Origin of the sequence: Citrobacter sp. HN-141 (assembly GCF_033341895.1) — a bacterium.
Classification (GTDB): domain Bacteria; phylum Pseudomonadota; class Gammaproteobacteria; order Enterobacterales; family Enterobacteriaceae; genus Citrobacter.
Genome location: NZ_JAWPBF010000017.1, coordinates 44,896 through 69,468, shown reverse-complemented (window position 1 = coordinate 69,468; position 24,573 = coordinate 44,896). Strand labels below are relative to the sequence as shown.

The 24,573-nt window shown below is 53.5% G+C and carries 24 protein-coding genes; 11 read left to right on the top strand and 13 right to left on the bottom strand.

Going from position 1 to position 24,573, the window contains the following annotated elements:
- The first annotated feature begins 64 nt into the window (after nt 1-64).
- Together RYZ59_RS19305 and tpiA are read left to right on the top strand one after the other, a co-directional pair.
- Nucleotides 65-661, top strand: coding sequence for a DUF1454 family protein (locus RYZ59_RS19305; protein ID WP_137381457.1), 597 nt, complete (start codon nt 65-67; stop codon nt 659-661).
- Nucleotides 662-772: 111 nt separating this feature from the next.
- Nucleotides 773-1,540 carry a triose-phosphate isomerase gene (gene tpiA / locus RYZ59_RS19300; RefSeq protein ID WP_003028783.1) on the top strand — a complete coding sequence of 256 codons (768 nt, stop codon included), beginning with the start codon at nt 773-775 and terminating at the stop codon, nt 1,538-1,540.
- Nucleotides 1,541-1,585: 45 nt separating this feature from the next.
- Here the strand turns inward: tpiA and RYZ59_RS19295 are convergent, their stop codons facing one another.
- From RYZ59_RS19295 to cpxP, 7 genes are all read right to left on the bottom strand, one after another.
- Nucleotides 1,586-3,058, bottom strand: a complete 1,473-nt coding sequence (locus RYZ59_RS19295) for a DASS family sodium-coupled anion symporter (RefSeq protein WP_061066967.1) — start codon at nt 3,056-3,058, stop codon at nt 1,586-1,588.
- Between the two features lie 113 nt (nt 3,059-3,171).
- Nucleotides 3,172-4,476, bottom strand: coding sequence for an SLC13 family permease (locus tag RYZ59_RS19290; RefSeq protein WP_318050182.1), 1,305 nt, complete (start codon nt 4,474-4,476; stop codon nt 3,172-3,174).
- Nucleotides 4,477-4,549: 73 nt separating this feature from the next.
- Nucleotides 4,550-5,299, bottom strand: coding sequence for a CDP-diacylglycerol diphosphatase (locus RYZ59_RS19285; protein WP_318050179.1), 750 nt, complete (start codon nt 5,297-5,299; stop codon nt 4,550-4,552).
- Nucleotides 5,300-5,403: 104 nt separating this feature from the next.
- A complete protein-coding gene (gene sbp, locus RYZ59_RS19280) occupies nt 5,404-6,393 on the bottom strand; it encodes a sulfate/thiosulfate ABC transporter substrate-binding protein Sbp (protein WP_202037252.1) in 990 nt (329 codons plus the stop codon).
- 206 nt (nt 6,394-6,599) lie between these two features.
- Nucleotides 6,600-7,562: a 6-phosphofructokinase gene (gene pfkA / locus RYZ59_RS19275; protein ID WP_202037253.1), complete on the bottom strand. Its 963-nt coding sequence runs from the start codon at nt 7,560-7,562 to the stop codon at nt 6,600-6,602.
- Nucleotides 7,563-7,745: 183 nt separating this feature from the next.
- Nucleotides 7,746-8,648, bottom strand: a complete 903-nt coding sequence (gene fieF / locus RYZ59_RS19270) for a CDF family cation-efflux transporter FieF (RefSeq protein WP_137381453.1) — start codon at nt 8,646-8,648, stop codon at nt 7,746-7,748.
- A gap of 147 nt (nt 8,649-8,795) precedes the next feature.
- On the bottom strand, nt 8,796-9,296 hold the full coding sequence (gene cpxP, locus RYZ59_RS19265) for a cell-envelope stress modulator CpxP (RefSeq protein ID WP_137381452.1): 501 nt from the start codon (nt 9,294-9,296) through the stop codon (nt 8,796-8,798).
- A 150-nt stretch (nt 9,297-9,446) separates the two neighbouring features.
- Between cpxP and cpxR the strand changes: the two genes are divergently transcribed.
- Both cpxR and cpxA read left to right on the top strand, forming a co-directional pair.
- Nucleotides 9,447-10,145 carry an envelope stress response regulator transcription factor CpxR gene (gene cpxR / locus RYZ59_RS19260; RefSeq protein ID WP_048214010.1) on the top strand — a complete coding sequence of 233 codons (699 nt, stop codon included), beginning with the start codon at nt 9,447-9,449 and terminating at the stop codon, nt 10,143-10,145.
- The gene (cpxA, locus tag RYZ59_RS19255; RefSeq protein WP_318050175.1) at nt 10,142-11,515 is read left to right on the top strand and encodes an envelope stress sensor histidine kinase CpxA; all 1,374 of its coding nucleotides are present in this window, start codon (nt 10,142-10,144) and stop codon (nt 11,513-11,515) included. The genes cpxR and cpxA overlap by 4 nt, the downstream gene beginning before the upstream one ends.
- 66 nt (nt 11,516-11,581) lie before the next feature.
- Here the strand turns inward: cpxA and yiiM are convergent, their stop codons facing one another.
- Nucleotides 11,582-12,256 carry a 6-hydroxyaminopurine reductase gene (gene yiiM, locus RYZ59_RS19250; RefSeq protein ID WP_318050173.1) on the bottom strand — a complete coding sequence of 225 codons (675 nt, stop codon included), beginning with the start codon at nt 12,254-12,256 and terminating at the stop codon, nt 11,582-11,584.
- Between the two features lie 152 nt (nt 12,257-12,408).
- Here yiiM and RYZ59_RS19245 point away from each other — a divergent pair, with 152 nt between their 5' ends.
- Nucleotides 12,409-13,305 carry a dihydrodipicolinate synthase family protein gene (locus RYZ59_RS19245; protein WP_202037256.1) on the top strand — a complete coding sequence of 299 codons (897 nt, stop codon included), beginning with the start codon at nt 12,409-12,411 and terminating at the stop codon, nt 13,303-13,305.
- Nucleotides 13,306-13,346: 41 nt separating this feature from the next.
- Here the strand turns inward: RYZ59_RS19245 and kdgT are convergent, their stop codons facing one another.
- Nucleotides 13,347-14,330, bottom strand: a complete 984-nt coding sequence (gene kdgT / locus RYZ59_RS19240; protein ID WP_003028743.1) for a 2-keto-3-deoxygluconate transporter — start codon at nt 14,328-14,330, stop codon at nt 13,347-13,349.
- A gap of 283 nt (nt 14,331-14,613) precedes the next feature.
- Nucleotides 14,614-15,234, bottom strand: a complete 621-nt coding sequence (gene sodA / locus RYZ59_RS19235; protein ID WP_318050171.1) for a superoxide dismutase [Mn] — start codon at nt 15,232-15,234, stop codon at nt 14,614-14,616.
- Between the two features lie 289 nt (nt 15,235-15,523).
- Here sodA and rhaT point away from each other — a divergent pair, with 289 nt between their 5' ends.
- On the top strand, nt 15,524-16,558 hold the full coding sequence (gene rhaT, locus RYZ59_RS19230; protein ID WP_318050169.1) for an L-rhamnose/proton symporter RhaT: 1,035 nt from the start codon (nt 15,524-15,526) through the stop codon (nt 16,556-16,558).
- On the opposite strand, the gene rhaR is transcribed toward rhaT, so the two are convergent.
- Nucleotides 16,555-17,403, bottom strand: coding sequence for an HTH-type transcriptional activator RhaR (gene rhaR / locus RYZ59_RS19225; protein WP_318050167.1), 849 nt, complete (start codon nt 17,401-17,403; stop codon nt 16,555-16,557). The two genes, rhaT and rhaR, sit on opposite strands and share 4 nt — an antisense overlap.
- A gap of 152 nt (nt 17,404-17,555) precedes the next feature.
- Nucleotides 17,556-18,404 (bottom strand): HTH-type transcriptional activator RhaS, encoded by an 849-nt coding sequence (gene rhaS / locus RYZ59_RS19220; protein ID WP_318050165.1) that lies wholly within the window; start codon nt 18,402-18,404, stop codon nt 17,556-17,558.
- A 303-nt stretch (nt 18,405-18,707) separates the two neighbouring features.
- Here rhaS and rhaB point away from each other — a divergent pair, with 303 nt between their 5' ends.
- From rhaB to rhaM, 5 genes are all read left to right on the top strand, one after another.
- Nucleotides 18,708-20,177 carry a rhamnulokinase gene (gene rhaB / locus RYZ59_RS19215; RefSeq protein WP_318050164.1) on the top strand — a complete coding sequence of 490 codons (1,470 nt, stop codon included), beginning with the start codon at nt 18,708-18,710 and terminating at the stop codon, nt 20,175-20,177.
- The gene (gene rhaA / locus RYZ59_RS19210; RefSeq protein WP_318050162.1) at nt 20,174-21,433 is read left to right on the top strand and encodes an L-rhamnose isomerase; all 1,260 of its coding nucleotides are present in this window, start codon (nt 20,174-20,176) and stop codon (nt 21,431-21,433) included. Before rhaB ends, rhaA begins: the two co-directional genes overlap by 4 nt.
- Nucleotides 21,434-21,575: 142 nt before the next feature.
- Nucleotides 21,576-22,403, top strand: coding sequence for a rhamnulose-1-phosphate aldolase (gene rhaD / locus RYZ59_RS19205; RefSeq protein ID WP_318050161.1), 828 nt, complete (start codon nt 21,576-21,578; stop codon nt 22,401-22,403).
- A gap of 74 nt (nt 22,404-22,477) precedes the next feature.
- Nucleotides 22,478-23,626 carry a lactaldehyde reductase gene (gene fucO / locus RYZ59_RS19200; RefSeq protein WP_318050159.1) on the top strand — a complete coding sequence of 383 codons (1,149 nt, stop codon included), beginning with the start codon at nt 22,478-22,480 and terminating at the stop codon, nt 23,624-23,626.
- Nucleotides 23,623-23,937 carry an L-rhamnose mutarotase gene (rhaM, locus tag RYZ59_RS19195; protein ID WP_318050157.1) on the top strand — a complete coding sequence of 105 codons (315 nt, stop codon included), beginning with the start codon at nt 23,623-23,625 and terminating at the stop codon, nt 23,935-23,937. The genes fucO and rhaM overlap by 4 nt, the downstream gene beginning before the upstream one ends.
- Nucleotides 23,938-23,994: 57 nt before the next feature.
- On the opposite strand, the gene RYZ59_RS19190 is transcribed toward rhaM, so the two are convergent.
- The gene (locus tag RYZ59_RS19190; RefSeq protein ID WP_003825255.1) at nt 23,995-24,543 is read right to left on the bottom strand and encodes a helix-turn-helix domain-containing protein; all 549 of its coding nucleotides are present in this window, start codon (nt 24,541-24,543) and stop codon (nt 23,995-23,997) included.
- Nucleotides 24,544-24,573 lie beyond the last annotated feature (30 nt).

Below are 24,573 nucleotides of genomic sequence, written 5' to 3'. Positions count from 1 at the left end.
CCCTTTTGACAAGCCCGGCGGTTACCGTTTTAATCGTGAGCAGTGAGAATAAAAGGTACGATTGATGAAGCAAGGATTGACACTGTTTTTATTATTGTTTTCAGCCTTAACCGCGAGCACAGCGGTACTGGCGGAAGCGCCATCGACGGCAACTACGGCCCCCTATTTACTGGCGGGTGCGCCGACCTTTGACCTGTCGATTAGCCAGTTTCGCGAAAACTTTAATACGCAGAATCCGAAGCTTATTCTGAATGAATTCCGTGCCATCGACAGCAGCCGCGATCGGGCAAATCTCACCCGTGCCGCCAGTAAAATCAATGAAAACCTGTACGCGTCCTCCGCCCTTGAACGCGGCACCTTAAAAATCAAAAGCATGCAGATAACCTGGCTGCCGATTCAGGGGCCAGAACAAAAGGCGGCCAAAGCGAAAGCGCTGGAATACATGACCGCCGTCATTCGCACCGTCGCGCCGCTACTGACAAAAGAGCAAAGCCAGAAAAAGCTGCAAAAATTACTCGCTGCCGGCAAAGGTAAGCGCTATTACGCCGAAACCGAAGGCGCAATTCGCTATGTTGTTGCAGATAACGGCGAAAAGGGGCTGACCTTCGCTGTTGAACCGATTAAGCTGGCACTATCAGAAAGTCTTGAGAAAGCGAATTGATGACAAAAAGCAAAGCCTTTCCGCAGACGAATCTCTATACTGTTTCACAGACCATGCTGCCCTGATGGGCGGCCATCTTCCTTAATTCGCTGACAAGCGTGGAGAAATGAAATGCGACATCCTTTAGTGATGGGTAACTGGAAACTGAACGGCAGCCGCCACATGGTAAACGAACTGGTTGCTAACCTGCGTAAAGAACTGGCTGGCGTTGCTGGCTGTGCAGTAGCAATCGCTCCACCGGAAATGTATATCGACCTGGCGAAACACGCCGCTGCCGGTAGCCACATCATTCTGGGCGCGCAGAACGTTGACCTGAACCTGTCTGGCGCATTCACCGGTGAAACAAGCGCTGAAATGCTGAAAGATATCGGCGCACAGTACATCATTATCGGTCACTCTGAGCGTCGTACTTACCACAAAGAGTCTGACGAGCTGATCGCGAAGAAATTCGCTGTGCTGAAAGAGCAGGGTCTGACGCCGGTTCTGTGCATCGGTGAAACCGAAGCAGAAAACGAAGCGGGTAAAACTGAAGAGGTTTGCGCACGCCAGATTGACGCGGTACTGAAAACTCAGGGCGCAGCAGCATTCGAAGGCGTCGTTATCGCTTACGAACCTGTATGGGCTATCGGTACCGGTAAATCTGCAACGCCTGCTCAGGCTCAGGCAGTCCACAAATTCATCCGTGACCACATTGCTAAAGCTGATGCGAAAATCGCTGAACAAGTGATCATCCAGTACGGCGGTTCCGTAAACGCCGCTAACGCTGCTGAACTGTTCGCTCAGCCGGACATCGACGGCGCGCTGGTTGGCGGTGCATCTCTGAAAGCAGACGCTTTCGCCGTGATCGTTAAAGCCGCTGAAGCCGCTAAACAGGCCTAAGTTGTTAAAAGGGGAGCATCGCTCCCCTTCTTATACCTACCCGCTTTACCAGTATCCCAGCCAGTGCCACCAGAAGGCCCCCGTGACACCCCAGATGGTCAGGTTGACCACGCTCATCACCAGCCCCGTTTTCCACCACTCAGCCAGTGTAACGTAACCCGAACCAAAGATGATTGGCGCAGTCCCTGTACCATAGTGCGTGAGCGACATCATCAACGAGGAGGAGAAGCCCAGCATCAGACCGAGCAGCGCCGGTGGAGCACCGAGGCCTAATCCGGCAGCGAAGAAAGCCGCGAACATGGCCGTGATATGTGCAGTGGTACTGGCGAAAAAGTAGTGTGAATAGACATAAAGCAGGATCAGCAACAGCGTGGCGATACTCCAGTGCACGCCGAGATGGTCAATTGCACTACCAACGCTCGTCGCCAGCCACCCCACCAGACCCAGTTTGCTCAGGAAATCCGCCATCATAACCAGTGCGGCAAACCAGACTATCGTATCCCATGCACCGCGACATTTAAGGATATCGTCCCAACTCAATACCCCTGTCACTAACAGAACAGACAAGCCAATGAGCGCCGCACTGGTGGGGTTAACGGCCCAGGTACTGCCCATCAGCATGGCAGGTACCCCCGCCCACAGGCAGAGCAGCAAAGCGAAAACCGCGAGGGTGATTTTTTCAGCCAGCGACAACGGACCGAGTGCCCCCAGTTTTTCCCGGGCAAACTCTGGCGCATTCGGTGTGCGTGTAATAGCGGGCGGATAGAGCCACCAGATGACAATAGGCATCACGACCAGGGAGACAACGGCAGGAAGAAGCGCCGCAATCGCCCACATTCCCCAGGTCATATTCAGCACCCCATCCGTCCCTTTGGTCAAAAAACTCACAATAAGCGGGTTTGGCGCGGTAGCGGTAATAAACATCGCCGAACTGATCGGGTTAATGTTGTAGTTCACCAGCGCCAGGTAACGACCTGTAGCGCCGTTTTCTTTGTCACCGGGTTGAGAGCCCAGACTTTCCGCAATCGCCCGCATCACCGGGTGAATAATACCGCCACCGCGCGCGGTATTGCTTGGGGTTACGGGGGCTATCAGCGTTTCTGCCAGCGTTAGCGCCCAGGCGATACCCAACGTTCGTTTGCCAAACAAAGCAATAAACCCATAGCCGATACGCGCGCCCAGCCCCGTTTTCAACAAGCTTTGCGACAACATAATCGAGATGCCGATCAGCCAGATAAGCTGGTTGGAGAAGCCACTTAACGCATCGCTCAGCGCCGCGGTGGGTTTACCGGGGTGCGTCACGCCGGTCATGGCTACCAGCATAATTGCCACAATCGCAATCGCGCCGATAGGCATGGCTTTACCAATAATTGCCGCGATAGTACCGATAAATAACGCCAGCAGATGCCACGCCTCGGGGGTGACATCTGCTGGACATGGGATAACAAACCAGATGGTCAGCGTAATAACAATCGAGATGATGGCAGGCCAACAGCGGATGGGGGTCAATCTGTCCATGAATCAATCCTTGAGTTTCCAGCACGCAATTATGCGCTCAGGTATTAACCAATATCGGTGTGCATAATACAATTCACCCACTCACAAAACAAAAAATTAACATTCCGATACAACTATAATTTCCCCAACACGCTAAACCACAGATAATCCAGCGGCAGCAGTATCAGATACGTTGCCGCCGCCAGCGAGATACACAGCAGCATTCCAGCTCTTGCCGGTACTTTTCCTAACGCCATTGCCACCACAATCGGTGATGCCTGATACGGCAATAGCGGTGTGGAATAGCCCAATACCTGAATCATAATCACCGAGAGTAGCGGGAAGCCGGTCGCGTCTGAAAAGCTTTGTGCCAGTGTGGTATACAGTGCCGGAACGCCGTTCGCCGTCATGATGAAATTGAGCGCGGTGGTAATGCCGGTCAATGCAAGGAAGCTGGTAAACGGTTTATCCGCATCCAGCGGCATCACCTGTAACAGCGCCTCGCCTACCGCGCTACCGATACCGGTCTGCGTCACGGTGATGGCCAGCCCCAGAATACCCGCTACGTAAATGCAGGTACGGATATTCACCCCACTGGAAAATTCTTCGCCATTAATAAATCCTACGCGCGGCAACAGCGTAATCACCGCCGCCACCAGCCCGGTCCATGCCGGCCCCACGCCATGCCAGCTTTCGCTGACCCACAGAAACAGCACCACCGCTAACATCCAGGCCAGACGTTTTTCATCACGACTCATTGGTTCAGGCGGCGTCAGATCGCGCGGCGCATGAGGTTGACCGGGAAACAGCCAGCAGATAAGAGCAATGAGCACCGCACCTTTTAGCCAACCCAGCACGGGTGTATGCAGCAGCAAATAAGGAAGATAATTGAGGTGGATGCCGTAAGAGCCTTCCGCTGCGCCGCTCATCACCAGATTCGGTACGTTAGCAGGTAAAATCGTCGCAGAAAGCTGGAACGTCCCAAACCCGACGGCCAGTGCCAGACCATACCAGGCGCGCGTGCCGTCGGTAATTCCGGCTCGTTTCGCCATCGCCGCGACAATCGGCATCAGCAGCGCAATGCGGCCCATGTTGGATGGCATTACAAATGCCAGCGCATAACTCAGCAGCACTATGCTCGCCACCATTAACGGCCAGGAATCGGTCAACCGCGATGACAGCGCCCTCGCCGCCCGGTCCGCCAGCCCCGTTTTACGAATTGCGATGCCCAGCACAAAACCACTGAAGACCAGCCAGAACGCCGATGAGGCAAAGCCGCCAAAGATGACATCCGGTGGCGCGATTTTGGCCACCATCGCCACGGCAAAGAAAAGCAGCGCCGTGATAAATTCCGGCAACAGCGACGTTGCCCAAAGCAAAATGGTGACGCCGACCACCAGAGAGGGAATAAACAGAGGGTGCGTAAGCCAGAGCGACATGCCTGTCTCCTGTTGTTTTTTTCAACAAGAATACGGGGACAGGCAAAGAGAGTAAACGCCAGATTAAGGGGGGTTAACGCAGAATATCACATTGATGATCCTGGATTTCCTCAGCGGAGGCGAGATTCAGCGACAACAGGTCACGCTGAGTCGCCAGCAGGACAAAGGATTCGTCGCTTTGGCGCACCATCGCCAGCGCATAGCTTCCCATCCGCTCACGCGCATCCGGCACCTCTTCTGCCAGCATCATAAACGGGCTGCGCTGCGCCAGTTCGTTTTCCGTCACACGACGCGCCAGATATTCATGCCCGCGCAATCCGCCGGGCAATGGCAACCAGCGAGTGCTGATTTTCGCCATATTGTCATCCAGTTGCATTCTGACATCGGGTCGCAGGCAGGAGATATGAATGTGAAAGTGATTTTGCGTACGCCCGGTACGTGAGTTTATTGTCAGCGATACCGCCTTATCAGGGATCTCCTGGCCGTATTTTTGACTCATAAAACTACGTGCCTGCCAGGCTAGCCAGAAGAAGTTCGGCGTGCCTGATTCCAACAGCAGCGGGCTTTCCGTACCATTGATACGGTAAGTCGGCATCAACAGATATTGCAGCGGACCGTTACGGTCTTTGAACACCACATATCCGGCATCGGGTTTAACTTCAGTACACGGCGCGGGATCGTGCTGCTGCAGCTGATGTGGCAGGCATTGCTCAAGGACTATCTGGCGTAACGCGTCCGGGTTACCGCTAAATTTCCAGTACCCTATGCCCGCAGCGGCGGCGACCACAATAACCGCCAGTAAAAGATAGCCTGCTTTTTTCATTACGCGTTCCCTGTATCCCATTGAGGCGCAAGAGTAACGCAAAACGATGACAAATAAAAAACCCGGTCGCGCTATGCCACCGGGTTCTGTCGTGACCTCAACCTTTAACGTTTGCTGATCTGGTCAAAGGTACCGCCGTTAGAAAAATGCGTTTTCTGCGCTTTCGTCCAGCCGCCAAACTCTTCATCAATGGTGAACAGTTTCAGTTTCGGAAATGCGCTTTCGTATTTCTTCGCGACGTCAGCATCACGCGGGCGATAGTAGTTTTTCGCCGCAATCTCCTGACCTTCCGGGGAATAGAGATACTTCAGGTAAGCTTCTGCCACCGCTTTGGTATCTTTCTTTTCCACGACTTTGTCGACAACGGAAACGGTCGGCTCAGCGAGGATAGACTCACTTGGGGTGACTATCTCGAATTTATCTTTGCCCAACTCATTCGTTGCCAGCAACGCTTCGTTTTCCCAGGCGATCAGTACATCGCCAATCCCGCGTTCAACAAAGGTATTGGTTGAGCCGCGCGCGCCGGAATCCAGCACTTCCACGTTTTTAAACAGAGCTTTGACGAAGTCCTGCGCTTTGGCCTGATCGTTGTTGTTGTGGTGCAGAGCGTAGCCCCATGCCGCCAGATAGTTCCAGCGTGCGCCGCCTGAGCTTTTCGGGTTTGGAGTAATCACTGACACACCCGGTTTGACCAGATCGTTCCAGTCATGAATTTGCTTTGGGTTGCCTTTGCGTACCAGGAACACGATGGTGGAGGTGTAAGGCGCGGAGTTATCCGGCAAGCGTTTAATCCAGTTTTTATCAATTCGACCACGTTCAGCAATAGCATCCACGTCGTAAGCCAGCGCCAGCGTCACGACATCGGCTTCGATACCGTTGATGACAGAGGTCGCCTGCTTACCAGAGCCGCCGTGCGACTGGCGGATAACGACGTTATCGCCTGTTTCCTGCTTCCAGTGTGCGCTGAATGCTTTGTTGTACTGCTCGTACAGTTCACGTGTTGGATCGTACGATACGTTAAGTAACTGAATATCCTTTGCCAGAACGCTGGTCGATGCCAGCAATAATGTTAACCCTACGCCCCATTTGTTCATCGCCCAGCTCTCTTATGTGATGTTGTGATGAGCAAAGCGTGCCAGAAAGAGATCCAAACATTAAAGAATAAAAAAAGATTTGCTATAACTTCGAGGAATAAATCCGAGGGGTTGCCGGATGGCGGCTAACGCCTTATCCGGCCTACAAGTTTCTGCAACCTGTAGGCCTGATTAGCGTAGCGCCATCAGGTGCGCAAAAAATACAATCAGTACAGTTTTTTCGCGCAGTCCAGCCAGTCACCTTTGAACGGACGCTTCATGTTTTCGATAGCGTCGATAATGTCGTGGTGAACCAGTTGCTCGTTCTGAATACCGACGCAGCGACCGCCATGACCTGCCAGCAGCAGTTCAATAGCATATGCGCCCATTCGGGACGCCAGAATACGGTCGTAAGGAACCGGAGAACCACCACGCTGGATGTGACCCAGTACGGTAGAGCGCGTTTCACGGCCCGTTTCTTTCTCGATGTAGTGCGCCAGTTCATCAACGTCACACATGTGCTCGGTGATCGCTACGATGGCGTGTTTTTTACCTTTTGCGATACCGGCTTTGATTTCAGCAACCAGATCGTCACGGCTAAATTCAACTTCCGGAACCACGACAAATTCGCAGCCACCGGCAATTGCTGCAGCCAGAGTCAGGTCGCCGCAGTAACGACCCATCACTTCAACGATGGAGATACGCTGGTGAGAAGAAGAAGTATCGCGCAGACGGTCAATCGCTTCAACGACGGTACCCAATGCGGTGAAATAACCGATGGTGTAATCGGTGCCTTTAATATCGTTGTCGATAGTGCCCGGCAAGCCGATGCACGGGAAGCCCATTTCAGTCAGGCGTTTTGCACCCAAGTAAGAACCGTCACCACCGATAACAACCAGAGCGTCGATGCCACGTTTCTTCAAGTTTTCGATAGCCACAGCGCGCACGTTTTCGTCGCGGAATTCCGGGAAGCGAGCAGAACCGAGGAAAGTACCACCACGGTTGATCATGTCGGACACGCTGTAGCGGTCAAGCTGGACCATACGGTCTTCATACAAACCCAGGTAGCCATCATGGATCCCCATGACTTCCAGTCCTTCCGTTAACGCTGCACGTACAACACCACGGATTGCTGCGTTCATGCCCGGCGCATCACCGCCGCTTGTCAACACACCGATTTTCTTAATCATGACTACCTCTGAACTTTGGAATGCAAAATGAAATCTGCTGCCGGAAGTCGATTCCGCATATCGAAACGATCCAACGAATATGCAGATAGTATAACAATCACTTCCTGCTGAATTGATTCAGGTCAGGCCAAATGGTGGTAATTTATACACAAAATGCTGGCCCTGCTCACTTTTTACAACGAATTATGAAAGCTCAAACATCTTGCCTTCCTTGGGTACGACTGAACAGGGATCCTGGTGAATAATCACATCCGATCCCGGGAAACGCCGTAAAATGGCCTGCTCCACCTGCTCAGCCACTAAATGCGCCTGAACGAGCGGCAGATTATCTTCCATTTCCAAATGAATCTGAATAAAGCGGGTCGGCCCTGACTGCCGCGTGCGAAGATCGTGAGCGCCGCTGACACCTGGCCATGACGTCACTATATCAATAATTTCCTGACGTTCCTCATCGGGTAAGGCGCGATCCAGCAAGGATTGCACTGCCTCATACCCCATGCGTAATGCACTATATAAAATATAGATGCCAATCCCGAGCGCAAACAAGGCATCCGCACGATGCCAACCATACCAGGCCAGTCCAAGCGCAACGAGAATCGCACCGTTCATCATAACATCAGACTGATAATGAAGCATATCTGCCCGTACAGCCTGACTTTGCGTACGTTTCACCACCCAGCGCTGAAACGTGACCAGAATGATAGTACAAATTAACGCAATAACGGTGACAACTACCCCGACACCCGGATCTTTCATCGGCGTCGGTTGGATGAGATGCTGAATCCCGGTCAGGAATAAAAACAGCGCCGAACCGGAAATAAACATACTTTGCGCCAGCGCCGCCAGAGATTCAGCTTTCCCGTGCCCAAACGTGTGCTCATCATCTGCTGGCTGCAACGAATAGCGCACCACCAGCAGATTGGTGAGCGACGCAGCGATATCGACCAGGGAATCCACCAATGCCGCCAGAATACTGACCGATCCGGTGTACCACCACGCAAAAATTTTGATCAAAAGTAACAGCGATGCCATCACGGTCGCCGCGATTGCCGCCCGGCTAACCAGCCGCCCATAGGTTTGATTCATAAACACTCCTGCCAGGATATGCCGCTAGTATAACGGATGAAGCAAAACAGTCAGGCAATTACCGAGAGACAAATTTTGGGCAAAAAAAACCCCCACATCATGTGGGGGAAGACAGGGATGGTGTCTATGGCAAGGAAAACAGGGTTACTACTGGGAACGTGAGTTGCTACTACTCAATAAATTCAACGATGAGCTTTTTTGCCATTGCGTAACATCACGCAGTTGCTCCATTCGTTGTTCATGTTTCTCATTTAAAACCGCTTGCTGCTCGGGCGTTAACAGGCGATACATCTGGTTGCGGACCCTGGCTATTTCAACCTGGCGGGCAACCTGTTCTTGTGCCATTTTTTCTGCCTGAGCGCGCACAGCGCTTTCATCAAATTTCTCTGCGGTGACAAGACGATGCATTGTCTCCATTTCGCTAACATTAACAGGAGGCTGCTCGTGTCTTGCCTGCTGCATTAAATCTCGCATCTGTTGACGTTGATGTTCGGTTAAACTGATACCGTCAAACATGTGGCTCTGTACGCTGCGTTGCGATGAGCCTTCACCCAGGTGCCAGTGATCGCCTGTGACGACTTCAGCTGCATGGCTTAAAGTACTGAGTGCCAGCGTTGAGGCCATGACGGCAGCGGTAACTTTGCCCATCACTTGCTCCCAAAATCTTTTCTGTCGCGATTCAACGAGAGACAGTTTACGATTCGGGCTGCAAACATGCGTCAGGGGGTGTAAAACAACGTAAAGTCATAGATTAGCGACGCCTGATGACGTAATTTCTGCCTCGGAGGTACGTAAACAATGAATAAAATCCTGTTAGTTGATGATGACCGAGAGCTGACTTCCCTGTTAAAGGAGTTGCTCGAAATGGAAGGTTTCGATGTGCTGGTTGCCCATGATGGGGAGCAGGCACTTGAACTTCTGGATGACAGCATCGATTTACTTTTGCTCGACGTCATGATGCCGAAGAAAAACGGTATCGATACACTGAAAGCGCTTCGCCAGACACACCAGACGCCCGTAATCATGCTGACCGCTCGCGGTAGCGAATTGGATCGCGTACTCGGCCTTGAGCTGGGCGCGGACGACTATTTACCCAAACCCTTTAACGACCGCGAACTGGTCGCGCGTATCCGCGCTATTCTGCGCCGCTCTCACTGGAGCGAACAACAGCAGACCAGCGATAATGGCTCGCCGACGCTGGAAGTGGATGCGTTAAGCCTGAATCCGGGTCGCCAGGAAGCCAGTTTTGATGGGCAAACCCTGGAGTTAACCGGCACCGAATTCACCCTGCTTTATTTACTGGCACAACATCTCGGTCAGGTCGTATCTCGTGAACACCTGAGTCAGGAAGTGCTGGGCAAGCGCCTGACGCCGTTTGACCGCGCTATCGACATGCACATCTCGAACCTACGTCGTAAGCTGCCAGAACGGAAAGACGGGCACCCGTGGTTTAAAACCCTGCGTGGTCGCGGCTACCTGATGGTCTCCGCTTCATGATAGGAAGCTTAACCGCACGCATCTTTGCCATCTTCTGGTTAACGCTGGCGCTGGTGTTGATGTTGGTACTGATGCTACCCAAGCTCGACTCACGTCAGATGACCGAGCTACTGGACAGCGAGCAGCGCCAGGGGTTGATGATCGAGCAACACGTGGAAGCTGAGCTGGCGAACGACCCACCCAACGATCTGATGTGGTGGCGTCGCTTGTTCCGTGCCATCGACAAGTGGGCACCGCCAGGACAGCGGTTATTGCTTGTCACTACAGAAGGACGTGTGATCGGCGCAGAACGCAACGAAATGCAGATCATTCGTAACTTTATTGGTCAGGCTGATAACGCTAATCATCCGCAGAAGAAAAAATATGGTCGCGTTGAGATGGTCGGGCCCTTCTCCGTCAGAGATGGTGAAGATAACTACCAGTTGTATCTCATTCGACCTGCCAGCAGTTCACAGTCTGATTTCATCAACCTGTTGTTTGACCGGCCCCTGTTGCTGCTGATCGTCACCATGCTTGTCAGCTCGCCGCTGCTGCTTTGGCTGGCATGGAGCCTGGCAAAACCAGCGCGTAAACTGAAAAATGCGGCGGATGAAGTGGCACAGGGTAACCTGCGTCAGCATCCGGAACTGGAAGCCGGCCCACAGGAATTTCTGGCGGCAGGTGCCAGTTTTAACCAGATGGTGACCGCGCTGGAACGCATGATGACCACGCAGCAACGCCTGCTGTCGGACATCTCTCACGAGTTGAGAACGCCACTAACACGTTTGCAACTGGGGACTGCGCTGCTGCGCCGTCGTAGCGGTGAGAGCAAAGAGCTGGAGCGCATTGAAACAGAAGCGCATCGGCTGGACAGCATGATCAACGACCTGCTGGTGATGTCGCGTAATCAGCAGAAGAACGCGCTGGTCAGTGAAACCGTGAAGGCTAATCAGCTATGGGGCGACGTGTTGGATAACGCCGCCTTTGAAGCCGAGCAGATGGGCAAATCGCTTACCGTGAATTTCCCGCCGGGACCGTGGCCGCTGTATGGCAACCCGAACGCACTGGAAAGCGCATTGGAAAACATTGTGCGTAATGCCCTGCGCTATTCACATACGAAGATTGAAGTTGGCTTCGCGGTGGATATTGACGGGATTACCATCACCGTAGACGACGATGGTCCAGGCGTGAGTCCTGAAGACAGAGAGCAGATTTTCCGTCCATTCTATCGCACCGATGAAGCGCGCGATCGTGAGTCCGGTGGGACAGGTCTGGGTCTGGCGATTGTTGAAACCGCTATTCAGCAGCATCGAGGCTGGGTGAAGGCCGAGGACAGTCCGCTGGGAGGTCTACGTCTGGTGCTTTGGCTGCCGCTGTATAAACGTTCGTAATTGTTCCTGTTGTGCCGGATGGCGATGCTAACGCATCTTATCCGGCCTACAGGTTCAATAATCGCCTTATTTTCCCCACAATCTCCGCGAATTATCTTCGATCTTGCCGCTTAAGCGACGTTTCTGCATGGTCCTGGTCCAGCTTTTCGATAATCCTGCCGCTGACAGCAGGCGGTGATACTGGTCATCGTCAAACGGCATATGCCACGCAATGGCAATGGCCTCCCGCAGACTGACATCGCTCACGCGCGACACCAGTTCCAGCGGCGCATCCGCCGACACGCGTCCCGGCGCGATAACACTGTACAGCCAGCCTATCTTCCCCGAAGCCTGCATCTGACTTGCCATATCGCTAATGCCAAAATGGAAATTCAGCTTAAAACACGGTGAACGCGGCTGCGTGACCTGAATCAGCGCCTCTCCCCACTGGAAAATATCGCCGATATAGACATTCTCTTCTGTCAGACCAAGCGTTGAGAGGTTCTCCCCAAAGGCGGGGGCGACAAATAACTCCGCCTGTTCGGGGAATTCTTGTATCCAGTGCTGATAGTGTTCACGCGGATAGTGGCACAGCGCGCGATCCGGCCCGCCATGAATTTTAGTCTCCGCCTGTTCATCGCCCGTGAGCCCCAGATCGGTCAGCATCAACTCGCCATCAACCTGAACTTTAGCAATCGCGCTGGGACGGCTTCCCGTGTAGTCCCGAATCTTGCCTGTAAAAACATCGACCGGATATCGCATCTGTTCCCTCTCCCGATAAATTTCTCCCATTACACCATATTTATTTTACCCCAGTCGCTCAAAATGAGAGCACGGTTCACATGAAACTTAGGGACACATGCTATCAATGTAATCTTGTTTTGAAACATCATTTCAATTAAGGAGTCGACAACGTGACTGGTCAATCGCAATTTGCTGGCGTCTGGTGTCCTTCCATTACGCCAATGGACAATGATGGCAAGATCGATCTCAATGGTCTGAGCCAGCATCTCAAACGCCTTACTGAGGCAAAAATCGACGTTATTTTGTTGATGGGCAGCATTGGGGAATTTGCTTCCTTTACGCTCGAAGAAAGGCTGTTGCTGATCCGTGAAGCCCGTGCCATGAGCTCGCTGAAGATGGTCGCGAACGTCTCATCCACCTGCCAGAATGATGTTTTGCTGATGGCCCAGGAGGCGCATCGCGCCGGATACGATGCCGTCATGATCCTGCCGCCTTACTACTACGGTCAAACGTCGAAGCAGCTACTGAGCTACTTTCGCCAGTTGGGACAAAAGCTCAACGGCAAATGGTTTGCCTATAACTTCCCGGCGCGCACTGGTTGCGATTTAACGCCTGAACTGGTGGCCACGCTGGCAGCTGAATTCCCGAACTTTGCTGGCATTAAAGACACCGTGGACTGCCAGTCCCACACCCGCAGCATGATCCAGACAACCCGTGCCGTGCGGGAAGATTTTGCGGTGCTGTCGGGTTATGACGAATACTACATTCCTAATCTGCTGGCTGGCGGTGCGGGGATCATCTCGGGCCTCAACAACGTTATGCCTGAGCTGTTTGTCAGCGCACGCGAGGCGTTTAAGCAGGGCGATCTGGCGGCGCTGCGTGAGATTCAGGATAAGATTGGCACCTACATGTCCATCTACGCCATCGGCGAGGATTTTGTCACTACCATCAAGACCGTTGTGTCACGGAAGTTTGGCTATTGCACCGGAGTATCACGAAACGCGGGTGGAGAGTTGAACGAGAGTGAGTGTCGGACTATCGATGAGGTGTTCGTCGTCAAAGGTTAACGCATTAAGCCGGATGGTGCAGACCATCCGGCAAAAGAGGCTTACTTCACGGTACCGCGAAGATCAATTTCCGCCGCTCTGGCTTTGGCTCTTTTCGACCAGATGGATGTGATAATCGGTACGAGGATCGAGGTTACAATCACCGAGGTCGCCACCAGGGAGGTGGCCGCTGGTGCCATCGGTTTAAACGCCGGAACCATTTCAGCAATCAGCACCGGTGTGGCAACGGCCGCGCCAGCAGAACTGGACGCCGCAATCCCCGCCGTACCATCCCCGCCACCAATCAGTTTATCGGCAATAATCAACGGAATACCGGTAATGATAATGACCGCGACGCCCAACAGAATACCCAGCACGCCAGTCTGCGCAATGACGCTCAAATCAATAGTGTTACCCAATGCGAAGGCAAAGAAAGGGATCAGCGTCTGCACGGCTTTACTGAAGAATTCCCGCAGTTCAGGGTCCAGATTACCCAGCGCAAAACCAATCAGGAACGGCAATACCGCCCCCACAAATACATGCGGTTCAAACGACGCAATCCCGGCGGTTCCCAGAATGACCATGGTCATCAGCGGACCTGACTCCAGCGACATCAGGACAAACGCCCCGGCCTCTTCTTTGGTGCCGTATTGCTGCATGATCGAGGCATACAGCCCGCCGTTAGTCATATCCATTGCGGCCACCAGCGCCAGCGTGGACAATCCGGCGAAGAACCCCACTTCCACACCATGTTCAGGAAGAATGCGCGATGCAATCGCCGCTACCACCCATGCGACCAGGATCTTGGTTATCACTAACGTGCCGGATTTACGCAGTACGGTTCCGGTAGCGCTCAGCTTAATCGACGCCCCCATGCAAAAGAACCAGACGGCCAGAATCGGCACCGTACCGGTGATCATGCCGTTGGTAAATGAGCCGAAGTATTTCCCGGCGCCGGGTGAAAAGGTGTGACATAACGCGCCCAGAAAAAGTGGTACCAACATCATACCGCCTGGGATTTTCTCTATCGTACGTTTGATCTGCATTTCCATCACCTGTAGACGTAAAAATGGGGCAATTTTTTTGGGCGACTGCATCTTGCTTTTGAGATGCGCCCGTCTTGATGAAAAGAAGATAGACATTCGTAGAGACTATAAAAGTGATCCCACTCGCATAATAAAACCTTGTTTCAATTTAAATGGATCAATGTTCCTATGTTGATTTTGATCACAAAAAAGCCCCCACAGGCATCGCTTGCAGGGGCTGTATCACGTCATCAGATCCCGACCCGATCAGCATAACGCTCTCAGGTTTCAGGCATCATTAAACTTATTTTTTTGCGGCGAAACGCGCGGCAGCTTCGTCCCAGTTAACCACGTTCCAGAACTCTTTGATGTAGTCCGGGCGACGGTTCTGGAATTTCAGGTAGTAAGCGTGTTCCCAAACGTCCAGGCCCACGATTGGGAAACCGGAAGCGCCAGAGATAGCTTCACCCATCAGCGGGGAATCCTGGTTGGCGGTGGAAACAACAGCCAGTTTGTCACCTTTCAGAACCAGCCACGCCCAGCCGGAGCCAAAGCGGGTTGCCGCTGCTTTTTCAAATTCAGCTTTGAAGTTGTCAACGGAACCGAAGTCACGTTCGATAGCCGCTTTCAGGTCGCCCTGCAGCGTGGTACCGGTTTTCAGGCCTTTCCAGAACAGGCTGTGGTTAGCGTGGCCGCCAGCGTTGTTACGCAGAACGATTTTCTTATCCGCAGGCAGCTGATCCAGTTTGGTGATCAGCTCTTCAGCAGACAGGCTCGCGAATTCAGGCAGGCTTTCCAGCGCAGCATTAGCGTTGTTTACGTAAGCCTGGTGGTGTTTGGTATGGTGGATTTCCATCGTCTGCTTATCGAAGTGCGGTTCAAGGGCATCATAAGCGTACGGCAGGGATGGCAGTGTATAACTCATAATCATCTCCAGTATTGTCGGGCGGCCAGTGTTAACGCCGCGTAAGCAGTTGGGTCATTATAGTTAATTAAATGATATTGAAAATGATTATCAATGCCGTACTTTTTACAGGGTCTTAATTATTCATCACCATTACTGAAGATGTGAGCCAAATCACCCAGTTAACGTGATGATTGCCAACAAGAGGACAAAGGCGGCAATCGTCAAAAGGTTAATCATCTGCGTAATTTTTAAACTCGTTGTGTCGGAGGGGTTATGACCGACGATAAAAAATAACGAGGATTCAGTCATGAGTAACGCGATTACGATGGGTATTCTTTGGCATTTGATAGGCGCAGCCAGTGCAGCCTGTTTCTATGCCCCGTTCAAACAAGTTAAACATTGGTCATGGGAAACAATGTGGTCGGTTGGCGGGATCGTCTCCTGGCTTATCCTGCCATGGGCCATCAGCGCCATGTTACTTCCCAATTTCTGGGCCTACTTCAGCTCTTTTAGCCTCTCCACGCTGGCACCGGTATTCCTGTTTGGCGCGATGTGGGGGATCGGTAATATCAACTATGGCCTGACCATGCGCTATCTCGGCATGTCGATGGGGATTGGTATTGCGATTGGTATTACCCTGATTGTCGGCACGCTGATGACCCCTATCATCAACGGTAACTTTGATGTGCTGATCAACACCAATGGCGGACGCATGACGCTACTGGGCGTATTGGTCGCGCTGATCGGCGTGGGCATTGTGACCCGCGCAGGGCAGTTGAAAGAACGTAAAATGGGCATCAAAGCAGAAGAGTTCAACCTGAAGAAGGGGCTGGTGCTGGCGGTAATGTGCGGCATTTTCTCTGCCGGGATGTCCTTTGCGATGAACGCGGCGAAACCCATGCACGATGCTGCCGCCGCGCTGGGCGTCGATCCGCTGTACGTCGCGCTGCCAAGCTATGTCATCATCATGGGCGGCGGTGCTTTAGTCAACCTGGGCTTCTGCTTTATTCGTCTGGCAAAAGTGAAAGATCTTTCGATAAAAGCCGACTTCTCGCTAGCCAAACCGCTGATCATCACCAACGTGCTGCTGTCCGCGCTCGGTGGTCTGATGTGGTATCTGCAATTCTTCTTCTACGCCTGGGGCCATGCTCGCATTCCGGCGCAGTATGATTATGTCAGTTGGATGCTGCACATGAGCTTCTATGTCCTGTGCGGTGGTATTGTTGGTCTGGTGCTGAAAGAGTGGAAAAACGCGGGCCGCCGTCCGGTCAGCGTACTGAGCCTCGGCTGCGTGGTCATTATTCTCGCGGCAAATATTGTCGGTCTGGGGATGGCCAGTTAATCATTCGGGCTGCTGAGATGACGCCACTGGCTCGGCGTCATCCCGGTTTCTCGCGTGAATACCACCGAAAAGTAATTACTGTCTTCAAAGCCGCAGCGCATAGAAATTTCACCGATCATCAGTCTACTGTGCTTGAGCAAATACTGAGCATGGCAAACCCGCACCTGGCGGAGATACTGGTTGATGGTCATCCCGGTCTGGCTGCGAAACTGCTGACGTAAAACTCGCTCACTGCACTGTTCCAGCTCACAGAATTTATCCAGCGCAAAGGCATGTTCATGACTCCCGGCCAACGCGGTAATCAGCTTATCCAACAACGTTTCACTTGATGTCGCTGGCTGCGCATCCGTGGCATAGCGATGCCGTTTGAAATGAGTCACCAGTTGCCCAAACAGCAATTCAGCCATTTCAAAAGCCAGCGGGTCACGCTGATTACTCTCGTGTTCAAGCTGACTAATTATCTGCCGGGCCTGGGACATACCAGCGCTACCGAGCCGCCAGTGGGGCTGTCGCGGCGAGCCGTTAAATCCTGGGATCGCGCTTTCCCAGCCGACATTCAGCGTCAGCCGTTCCGGGCAGTAAATGATATTTTGCAGGACGAGATCGTTAACTGAGGTGTAGGAGTGTTTGTCTTCGGCACGGATATAAAACAGATCGCCACGGGTTATCCGGTACGGGCGATCGTTGAGAACATGCAGGCCATTACCGCGCCACACCATCACCAGTTCGCAAAACTCATGAGTATGTTCGGCAAACACATCCTGCGGGTAACGATCGGCCACCGCGACGGGCTGGTGGTCATTCGCAAAAAAGTCTGATTTCAGAAGGACCAGATGATTCACCATCACATCACCTCAACCTGAACGCTTGCCGGATGCGCTACGTCTATCCGGTCTACAGGGCATCCACGTAGGCCGGATAAGGCACAGCCGCCATCCGGCATAAAAGGGTATGATTATCAGCAAACGGACGGCAAAAAACGTTGATAGCTTTCGCGTTACTGGAGGCTGCTTCCAGTAATGACATCGCGTCCCTGTCGGATATCGCGCGGCGACCAGTTAAACTCCCGGCGAAACAGCGTCGAAAAATGGTTACTGTCGCCAAACCCGCAGCGATAAGCGATGTCCGTCACGCTGTCATCACTGTGGCGTAGCAAATGGCGGGCTTTGATAAGCCGTAGGCGGTTGAGATAGCGCTGCGGCGTCAGCCCGGTCTGTTGTTTAAGCTGGCGGTGCAGAGTACGTAAAGAGAGCGAAAACTGCTCGGCTATGGCTTCCCAGCACACGTCGTCGGCAAAGTTGTCCTCCAGCCATGCCAGTAGTTGGTTCAGTCGCGCATCATTATCTGTTGCCGCTTCCATCAGGCTACTTTTACGCAACAGCACCAGCAACTGCATGAACAAGATCTCACGATTTGCCGCCGTCGGCGTATCCATTGCCTCGCCAAGATTTTCCATTTGCCCCACCAGATGCCGAACCTGCTGCAACACGCTCTGATTCACCCGCCAGTGTGACGGATATTGCCCATTCAGCTCCTGGGGTAACAACTGATTCAGCCCGGCCAAAAACTGAAACGCATCCGGGGAACGATACAGAATATTGGTCAGACACAGGTTGTCAGTATGTTCATATAAGTGTCTGTCATGATCGCGGACAAAACACACCGTTCCCCCGCTAATGGTATAAGGCTGTCCATTGAACACATGGATTCCCGTACCATGTTCAACCACTACAATTTCATGAAAATCATGATGATGCTCTGGAAAAGCAGGCTGAGGAAGCCGGGGTTCAATCGCCACGGGCGCTTTACCTGTCGGAAAAAAATCCACGCAATGCAATACGGTCATGATGACATCCACCCCGATCAAATGAACATGGCTGAATAGTAATTAAGGGTTATCACCCTCACCTTAAATTTTTGACGCCAAAGAGCGTAAACACGGTCAATTCTTCAAGAAATAGCGGGAAAGATCGGGAATTGCGGAAGGGGTCACATCAGACGAAACCATCCCTATTAGTAGAAAATGTGAACGCTATCACGTTCACCTTTGCCATGCTGCCAGCCGCTTATTGTCGTTGTCACTAACAAGAAGGTACGCCATTTCACGGGTTCTTAGACTGAGTGCAATGAAACTCAGAAGGACCTTGCTATGACTCTTCGCCATTGTGTCGCTGTTGATCTCGGTGCATCCAGTGGACGCGTAATGTTGGCGCGTTACGACAGTGAACACCGTACCCTGACACTGCGTGAAATCCACCGCTTTGTTAACTGCCTGCAAAAAACAGACGGTTTTGACACCTGGGACATCGACAGCCTGGAAAACGACATTCGCCTCGGTCTGCAGAAAGTCTGCGATCAAGGCATTCGGATCGACAGCATCGGCATTGATACCTGGGGCGTGGATTATGTCCTGATCGATAAAAACGGTCAGCGTGTCGGATTGCCAGTCTCTTATCGCGATAGCCGCACGAACGGCATTATGTCGCGGGCCATGACGCAGCCAGGTCAAAGTGAAATCTATCGCCGTAGCGGCATTCAGTTTCTGCCCTTTAATACCCTGTATCAGCTCCGCGCGCTGGTCGAACAGCAACCGGAACTGATCCCCCAGGTGGCGCATGCCCTGCTAATCCCCGATTACTTCAGCTATCGCCTGACCGGAGAAATGAACTGGGAATATACCAACGCCACCACCACCCAGTTAGTCAATATCAACACCGACGACTGGGACGAAACCCTACTGGCCTGGAGCGGTGCCGACAAAGCGTGGTTTGGCCGCCCCACGCATCCGGGGAACGTAATTGGTCACTGGATTTGTCCGCAGAAAAATCAAATCCCGGTGGTTGCCGTCGCCAGCCACGACACCGCCAGCGCGGTGATCGCTTCACCGCTGGCCGATAAACACAGCGCATACCTCTCTTCAGGCACCTGGTCACTGATGGGGTTTGAAAGCCGAACCCCATATGCCAACGATGCGGCACTGGCGGCGAATATTACCAACGAAGGCGGCGCGGAAGGACGCTACCGCGTGCTGAAAAACATCATGGGGCTGTGGCTACTTCAGCGCGTGTTAAAAGAGCGGCAGATAACCGACCTGCCTGCGCTTATCGCCCAAACCCAGGTGCTGCCGGCCTGCCAGTTTCTGATTAACCCCAACGACGAGCGCTTTATCAATCCTGACGACATGAGCGCGGAAATTCAGGCAGCATGCCGCGAATCTGGCCTGCCTGTGCCGATGCAGGATGCCGAACTGGCGCGCTGTATTTTCGACAGTCTGGCGTTGCTGTACGCCGATATCCTGCAGGAACTGGCTGAGCTTCGCGGCGAAGCATTTCACCAACTGCACATCGTCGGTGGTGGATGCCAGAACGCATTACTCAACCAACTTTGCGCGGATGCCTGCGGTATTCGCGTCATATCAGGGCCTATTGAGGCCTCCACGCTCGGCAATATTGGCGTCCAGTTGATGACGCTGGATGAGCTAAACAACGTTGATGATTTCCGCCAGGTGGTACGCGCTAACTACGACCTGACAACCTTCATCCCCAATCCTGAAAGTGAAATTGCCCGCCACAAAGCGCAGTTTCAACCATTACGACAGACAAAGGAGCTTTGCGCATGACCACTCAACTTGAACAAGCCTGGGAACTGGCAAAACTACGTTTCGCCGCGGTAGGCATTGATGTCGAGGCGGCCTTACGCCAGCTCGATCGTCTGCCGGTCTCCATGCACTGCTGGCAGGGCGATGATGTCGCCGGTTTCGAAAACCCGGAAGGCTCGCTCACTGGCGGTATTCAGGCTACCGGTAACTATCCGGGTAAAGCGCGTAACGCCACCGAACTGCGGGCCGATCTGGAGCAAGCGCTAAGCCTGATTCCGGGACCCAAACGTCTGAATTTGCACGCGATCTATCTGGAATCGGATACACCGGTTGCCCGCGACCAAATCAAACCTGAGCACTTTAAAAACTGGGTTGAGTGGGCGAAAGCGAACCAGTTAGGGCTGGATTTCAACCCGTCCTGCTTCTCTCACCCGCTGAGCGCTGACGGCTTCACGCTGGCGCACGCCGATGACACCATTCGCCAGTTCTGGATCGATCACTGCAAAGCCAGCCGTCGCGTCTCGGCGTATTTTGGCGAGCAGTTGGGCACACCATCGGTGATGAACATCTGGATCCCGGATGGCATGAAAGACATCACTGTTGACCGTTTAGCGCCGCGCCAGCGTCTGCTGGACGCACTGGACGAAGTGATCAGCGAGAAACTCGACCCGGCGCACCATATCGATGCCGTCGAAAGCAAGCTGTTTGGCATCGGTGCGGAAAGCTATACCGTGGGCTCTAACGAGTTCTACATGGGTTACGCCACCAGCCGCCAGACTGCGCTGTGTCTGGATGCGGGTCACTTCCATCCGACAGAAGTAATTTCCGACAAAATCTCCGCCGCCATGCTGTATGTACCGCGCCTGCTGCTGCATGTCAGCCGTCCGGTTCGTTGGGACAGCGACCACGTGGTGCTGCTGGATGATGAAACTCAGGCGATTGCCAGTGAGATCGTGCGCCACAACCTGTTCGACCGCGTACACATTGGCCTCGACTTCTTCGACGCCTCAATCAATCGCATTGCCGCATGGGTTATCGGTACCCGCAACATGAAAAAAGCGCTGTTACGTGCACTGTTAGAACCAACCGAACAGTTACGTCAGCTCGAAGCCAGCGGCGACTACACCGCCCGTCTGGCCCTGCTGGAAGAACAAAAATCGCTGCCGTGGCAAGCCGTCTGGGAGATGTACTGCCAGCGTCACGACACCCCGGCCGGTAGCCAGTGGCTGGAAAGTGTGCGCGCTTATGAAAAAGAGATTCTGAGCAAACGTCGCTAAGCGTGACGCCAGGCTTGTAGGCCGGATAAGGCGCCCTGCGTCACCATCCGGCAACGAATGAAACACGATTGCCGGATGGCGCTTCGCTTATCCGGCCTGCGTAAGACCCGATAACGTTCGGGCAATAAACAGGAACACCGACATGCAAAACATTACCACGTCCTGGTTCGTCCAGGGGATGATCAAAGCGACTTCCGATGCCTGGCTGAAAGGCTGGGATGAACGCAACGGCGGTAACCTGACGTTACGTCTTGATGAAGTAGATATTGCGCCATTTAGCGCTGATTTCCATGAAAAACCGCGCTATATCGCGCTGAGTCAGCCAATGCCGATGCTGGCGAACACCTCATTTATCGTCACCGGTTCCGGCAAGTTCTTCCGTAATGTTCAGCTCGACCCGGCCGCCAATTTAGGCGTGGTGAAAATTGACAGCGACGGCGCGGGTTATCACATCCTGTGGGGTCTGACCCATGAAGCCGTGCCGACCTCAGAACTGCCGGCCCACTTCCTCTCTCACTGTGAACGCATTAAAGCCACCAACGGCAAAGACCGCGTAATCATGCACTGCCACGCCACCAATCTGATCGCCCTGACCTACGTACTGGAAAACAACACGGCACTGATTACCCGTAAGCTGTGGGAAGGTAGCACCGAATGTCTGGTCGTATTCCCGGATGGCGTCGGCATTCTGCCGTGGATGGTGCCGGGTACCGATGAAATCGGTCAGGCTACCGCGCAGGAAATGCAGCAACACTCGTTGGTACTGTGGCCATTCCACGGTGTATTCGGCAGTGGGCCAACGCTCGACGAAGCGTTCGGCTTGATCGACACCGCAGAAAAATCCGCTGAGGTGTTAGTCAAAATTTATTCGATGGGCGGTATGAAGCAAACCATCACGCGTGAAGAGCTGATCGCACTCGGCAAACGTTTTGGCGTGGCCCCGCTGGCAAGCGCCATAGAGCTGTACTGATACCTCCCCACTTAACGCCGGATGCGGCTTCGCCTTATCCGGTCTACAGGATTTTATTGTTAAGGAGAATAGTGATGAGCTTTATGTTGGCACTACCAAAAATCAGTCTGCATGGCGCAGGGGCAATCCGCGATATGGTGAGCCTTGTGGCGAACAAACAATGGGGCAAAGCGCTGATCGTCACCGATGGCCAACTGGTGAAACTGGGTTTGCTGGATAGTTTGTTTGCGGCACTGGATGCACATCAAATGTCTTACCATCTGTTCGACGACGTCTTCCCGAACCCGACCGAAGAGCTGGTACAAAAAGGCTATGCCGCCTATCAGGACGCAGAGTGCGACTACATTATTGCTTTCGGCGGCGGTAGCCCAATCGATACCGCTAAGGCAGTGAAGATCCTGACCGCTAACCCAGGCCCCTCCACGGCGTACTCCGGGGTGGGAAAAGTGAAAAATGCGGGCGTACCGCTGGTTGCCATTAACACCACCGCAGGTACGGCGGCGGAAATGACCAGCAATGCAGTGATTATTGATTCCGCGCGTAAGGTCAAAGAGGTCATTATCGATCCGAACATCATCCCGGATATCGCCGTGGATGATGCCAGCGTGATGCTGGAAATCCCGGCCTCCGTCACCGCCGCAACCGGTATGGACGCCCTGACCCACGCGGTGGAAGCCTATGTTTCCGTTGGCGCGCATCCGCTCACCGACGCTAACGCGCTGGAAGCGATTCGCCTGATCAACCTGTGGCTACCAAAAGCGGTCGACGACGGTCATAACCTCGAAGCTCGTGAGCAAATGGCGTTTGGTCAGTATCTGGCGGGGATGGCATTTAACAGCGCTGGTCTGGGTCTGGTGCATGCGCTGGCGCACCAGCCGGGCGCAACCCATAATCTGCCACACGGCATCTGCAACGCCATCCTGCTGCCGGTAATCGAAAACTTTAACCGCCCGAATGCCGTGGCGCGCTTTGCCCGCGTGGCGCAGGCGATGGGCGTCGATACCCGTGACATGAGCGATGAAGCGGCAAGTATGGAGGCCATCAACGCGATTCGTGCACTCAGCAAGCGTGTCGGTATTCCTGCGGGCTTTAGCTCCCTTGGCGTGACGAAAGAGGATATTGAAGGCTGGCTGGATAAAGCGTTGGCCGATCCGTGTGCGCCGTGCAACCCGCGCACCGCCAGCCGCGACGAGGTCCGCGAGCTGTATCTGGAGGCGTTATGATCCGCAAGGCCTTTGTGATGCAGGTGAATGCCGACGCGCACGTTGAATACCAGCGCCGTCATAATCCCATCTGGCCAGAACTGGAAGTGGTGCTGAAAGAGCACGGTGCCCATCACTACGCGATTTATCTCGATCAGGCGCGCAATCTGCTGTTCGCCACCGTTGAGATTGAGTCCGAAGAACGCTGGAATGCCGTTGCCAGCACCGACGTTTGCCAACGTTGGTGGAAGCATATGCGTGACGTAATGCCAGCAAACCCGGACAACAGCCCGGTTAGCGCAGAGCTAAAAGAAGTGTTTTATTTGCAGTAGTCTTGTAGGCCGGATGCGGCGCTAACGCGCCGCATCCGGCACAACGCAACATAACCGTTAGTTTTGCTCAGAAACCAGAATCGCCTGGGTGTCAGGCTCCAGCGCTTTAAAAATATGCGCCCGATCGGCGGGGTAACAAATATAGTCCCCCTCGCCTAACTCCTCCGGCGCTTCCGTCAATCCTACCATCGCCTTACCCTGCGTCACGATGATGTGTTCAACCGATCCCGGAGGATGCGGCTGTGAAATCCGATCCGCGCCCGGCTGCGTCAGCAGCAGATAGATATCCCGCCGCGCCCCCGGTGGGCAGGCGGCCAGTAAAATGGCCTGATAGTGGGCCTGTTCAGCCACCACCTTTGTCCCTTCACCGCGGCGAATCACCTGCGTTTTTTGTTCCTGCGGCTCCAGCAGGCGAGCAAAGGGAATATCTAACGCCACACACAGCGACCAGAGCGTTTCCAGGCTAGGATTGCCATTGCCCGCTTCCAATTGCGAGAGTGTCGATTTTGCAATCCCTGCGCGACGGGCAATCTCTGCCAATGACAAACCGGTGCGCTGACGTTCACGCACAAGGCTTTTCGCGATCATACTGATGGGCTGGGTCATATTCGACTCTGTGTTTTTTATATCGAACGA

Bases quoted from the DNA above. Each gene is read 5' to 3' on its own strand.
- RYZ59_RS19295 (WP_061066967.1), bottom strand. From the start codon at position 3,058: ATGGACAGATTGACCCCCATCCGCTGTTGGCCTGCCATCATCTCGATT.
- RYZ59_RS19305 (WP_137381457.1), top strand. From the start codon at position 65: ATGAAGCAAGGATTGACACTGTTTTTATTATTGTTTTCAGCCTTAACC.
- cpxP (WP_137381452.1), bottom strand. From the start codon at position 9,296: ATGGGCAAAGTTACCGCTGCCGTCATGGCCTCAACGCTGGCACTCAGT.
- RYZ59_RS19190 (WP_003825255.1), bottom strand. From the start codon at position 24,543: ATGACCCAGCCCATCAGTATGATCGCGAAAAGCCTTGTGCGTGAACGT.
- rhaA (WP_318050162.1), top strand. From the start codon at position 20,174: ATGACCACTCAACTTGAACAAGCCTGGGAACTGGCAAAACTACGTTTC.
- tpiA (WP_003028783.1), top strand. From the start codon at position 773: ATGCGACATCCTTTAGTGATGGGTAACTGGAAACTGAACGGCAGCCGC.
- cpxA (WP_318050175.1), top strand. From the start codon at position 10,142: ATGATAGGAAGCTTAACCGCACGCATCTTTGCCATCTTCTGGTTAACG.
- sbp (WP_202037252.1), bottom strand. From the start codon at position 6,393: ATGAACAAATGGGGCGTAGGGTTAACATTATTGCTGGCATCGACCAGC.
- cpxR (WP_048214010.1), top strand. From the start codon at position 9,447: ATGAATAAAATCCTGTTAGTTGATGATGACCGAGAGCTGACTTCCCTG.
- sodA (WP_318050171.1), bottom strand. From the start codon at position 15,234: ATGAGTTATACACTGCCATCCCTGCCGTACGCTTATGATGCCCTTGAA.
- kdgT (WP_003028743.1), bottom strand. From the start codon at position 14,330: ATGCAGATCAAACGTACGATAGAGAAAATCCCAGGCGGTATGATGTTG.
- rhaB (WP_318050164.1), top strand. From the start codon at position 18,708: ATGACTCTTCGCCATTGTGTCGCTGTTGATCTCGGTGCATCCAGTGGA.
- rhaT (WP_318050169.1), top strand. From the start codon at position 15,524: ATGAGTAACGCGATTACGATGGGTATTCTTTGGCATTTGATAGGCGCA.
- RYZ59_RS19290 (WP_318050182.1), bottom strand. From the start codon at position 4,476: ATGTCGCTCTGGCTTACGCACCCTCTGTTTATTCCCTCTCTGGTGGTC.
- fucO (WP_318050159.1), top strand. From the start codon at position 22,478: ATGAGCTTTATGTTGGCACTACCAAAAATCAGTCTGCATGGCGCAGGG.
- rhaM (WP_318050157.1), top strand. From the start codon at position 23,623: ATGATCCGCAAGGCCTTTGTGATGCAGGTGAATGCCGACGCGCACGTT.
- pfkA (WP_202037253.1), bottom strand. From the start codon at position 7,562: ATGATTAAGAAAATCGGTGTGTTGACAAGCGGCGGTGATGCGCCGGGC.
- rhaS (WP_318050165.1), bottom strand. From the start codon at position 18,404: ATGACCGTATTGCATTGCGTGGATTTTTTTCCGACAGGTAAAGCGCCC.
- RYZ59_RS19285 (WP_318050179.1), bottom strand. From the start codon at position 5,299: ATGAAAAAAGCAGGCTATCTTTTACTGGCGGTTATTGTGGTCGCCGCC.
- fieF (WP_137381453.1), bottom strand. From the start codon at position 8,648: ATGAATCAAACCTATGGGCGGCTGGTTAGCCGGGCGGCAATCGCGGCG.
- yiiM (WP_318050173.1), bottom strand. From the start codon at position 12,256: ATGCGATATCCGGTCGATGTTTTTACAGGCAAGATTCGGGACTACACG.
- rhaD (WP_318050161.1), top strand. From the start codon at position 21,576: ATGCAAAACATTACCACGTCCTGGTTCGTCCAGGGGATGATCAAAGCG.
- rhaR (WP_318050167.1), bottom strand. From the start codon at position 17,403: ATGGTGAATCATCTGGTCCTTCTGAAATCAGACTTTTTTGCGAATGAC.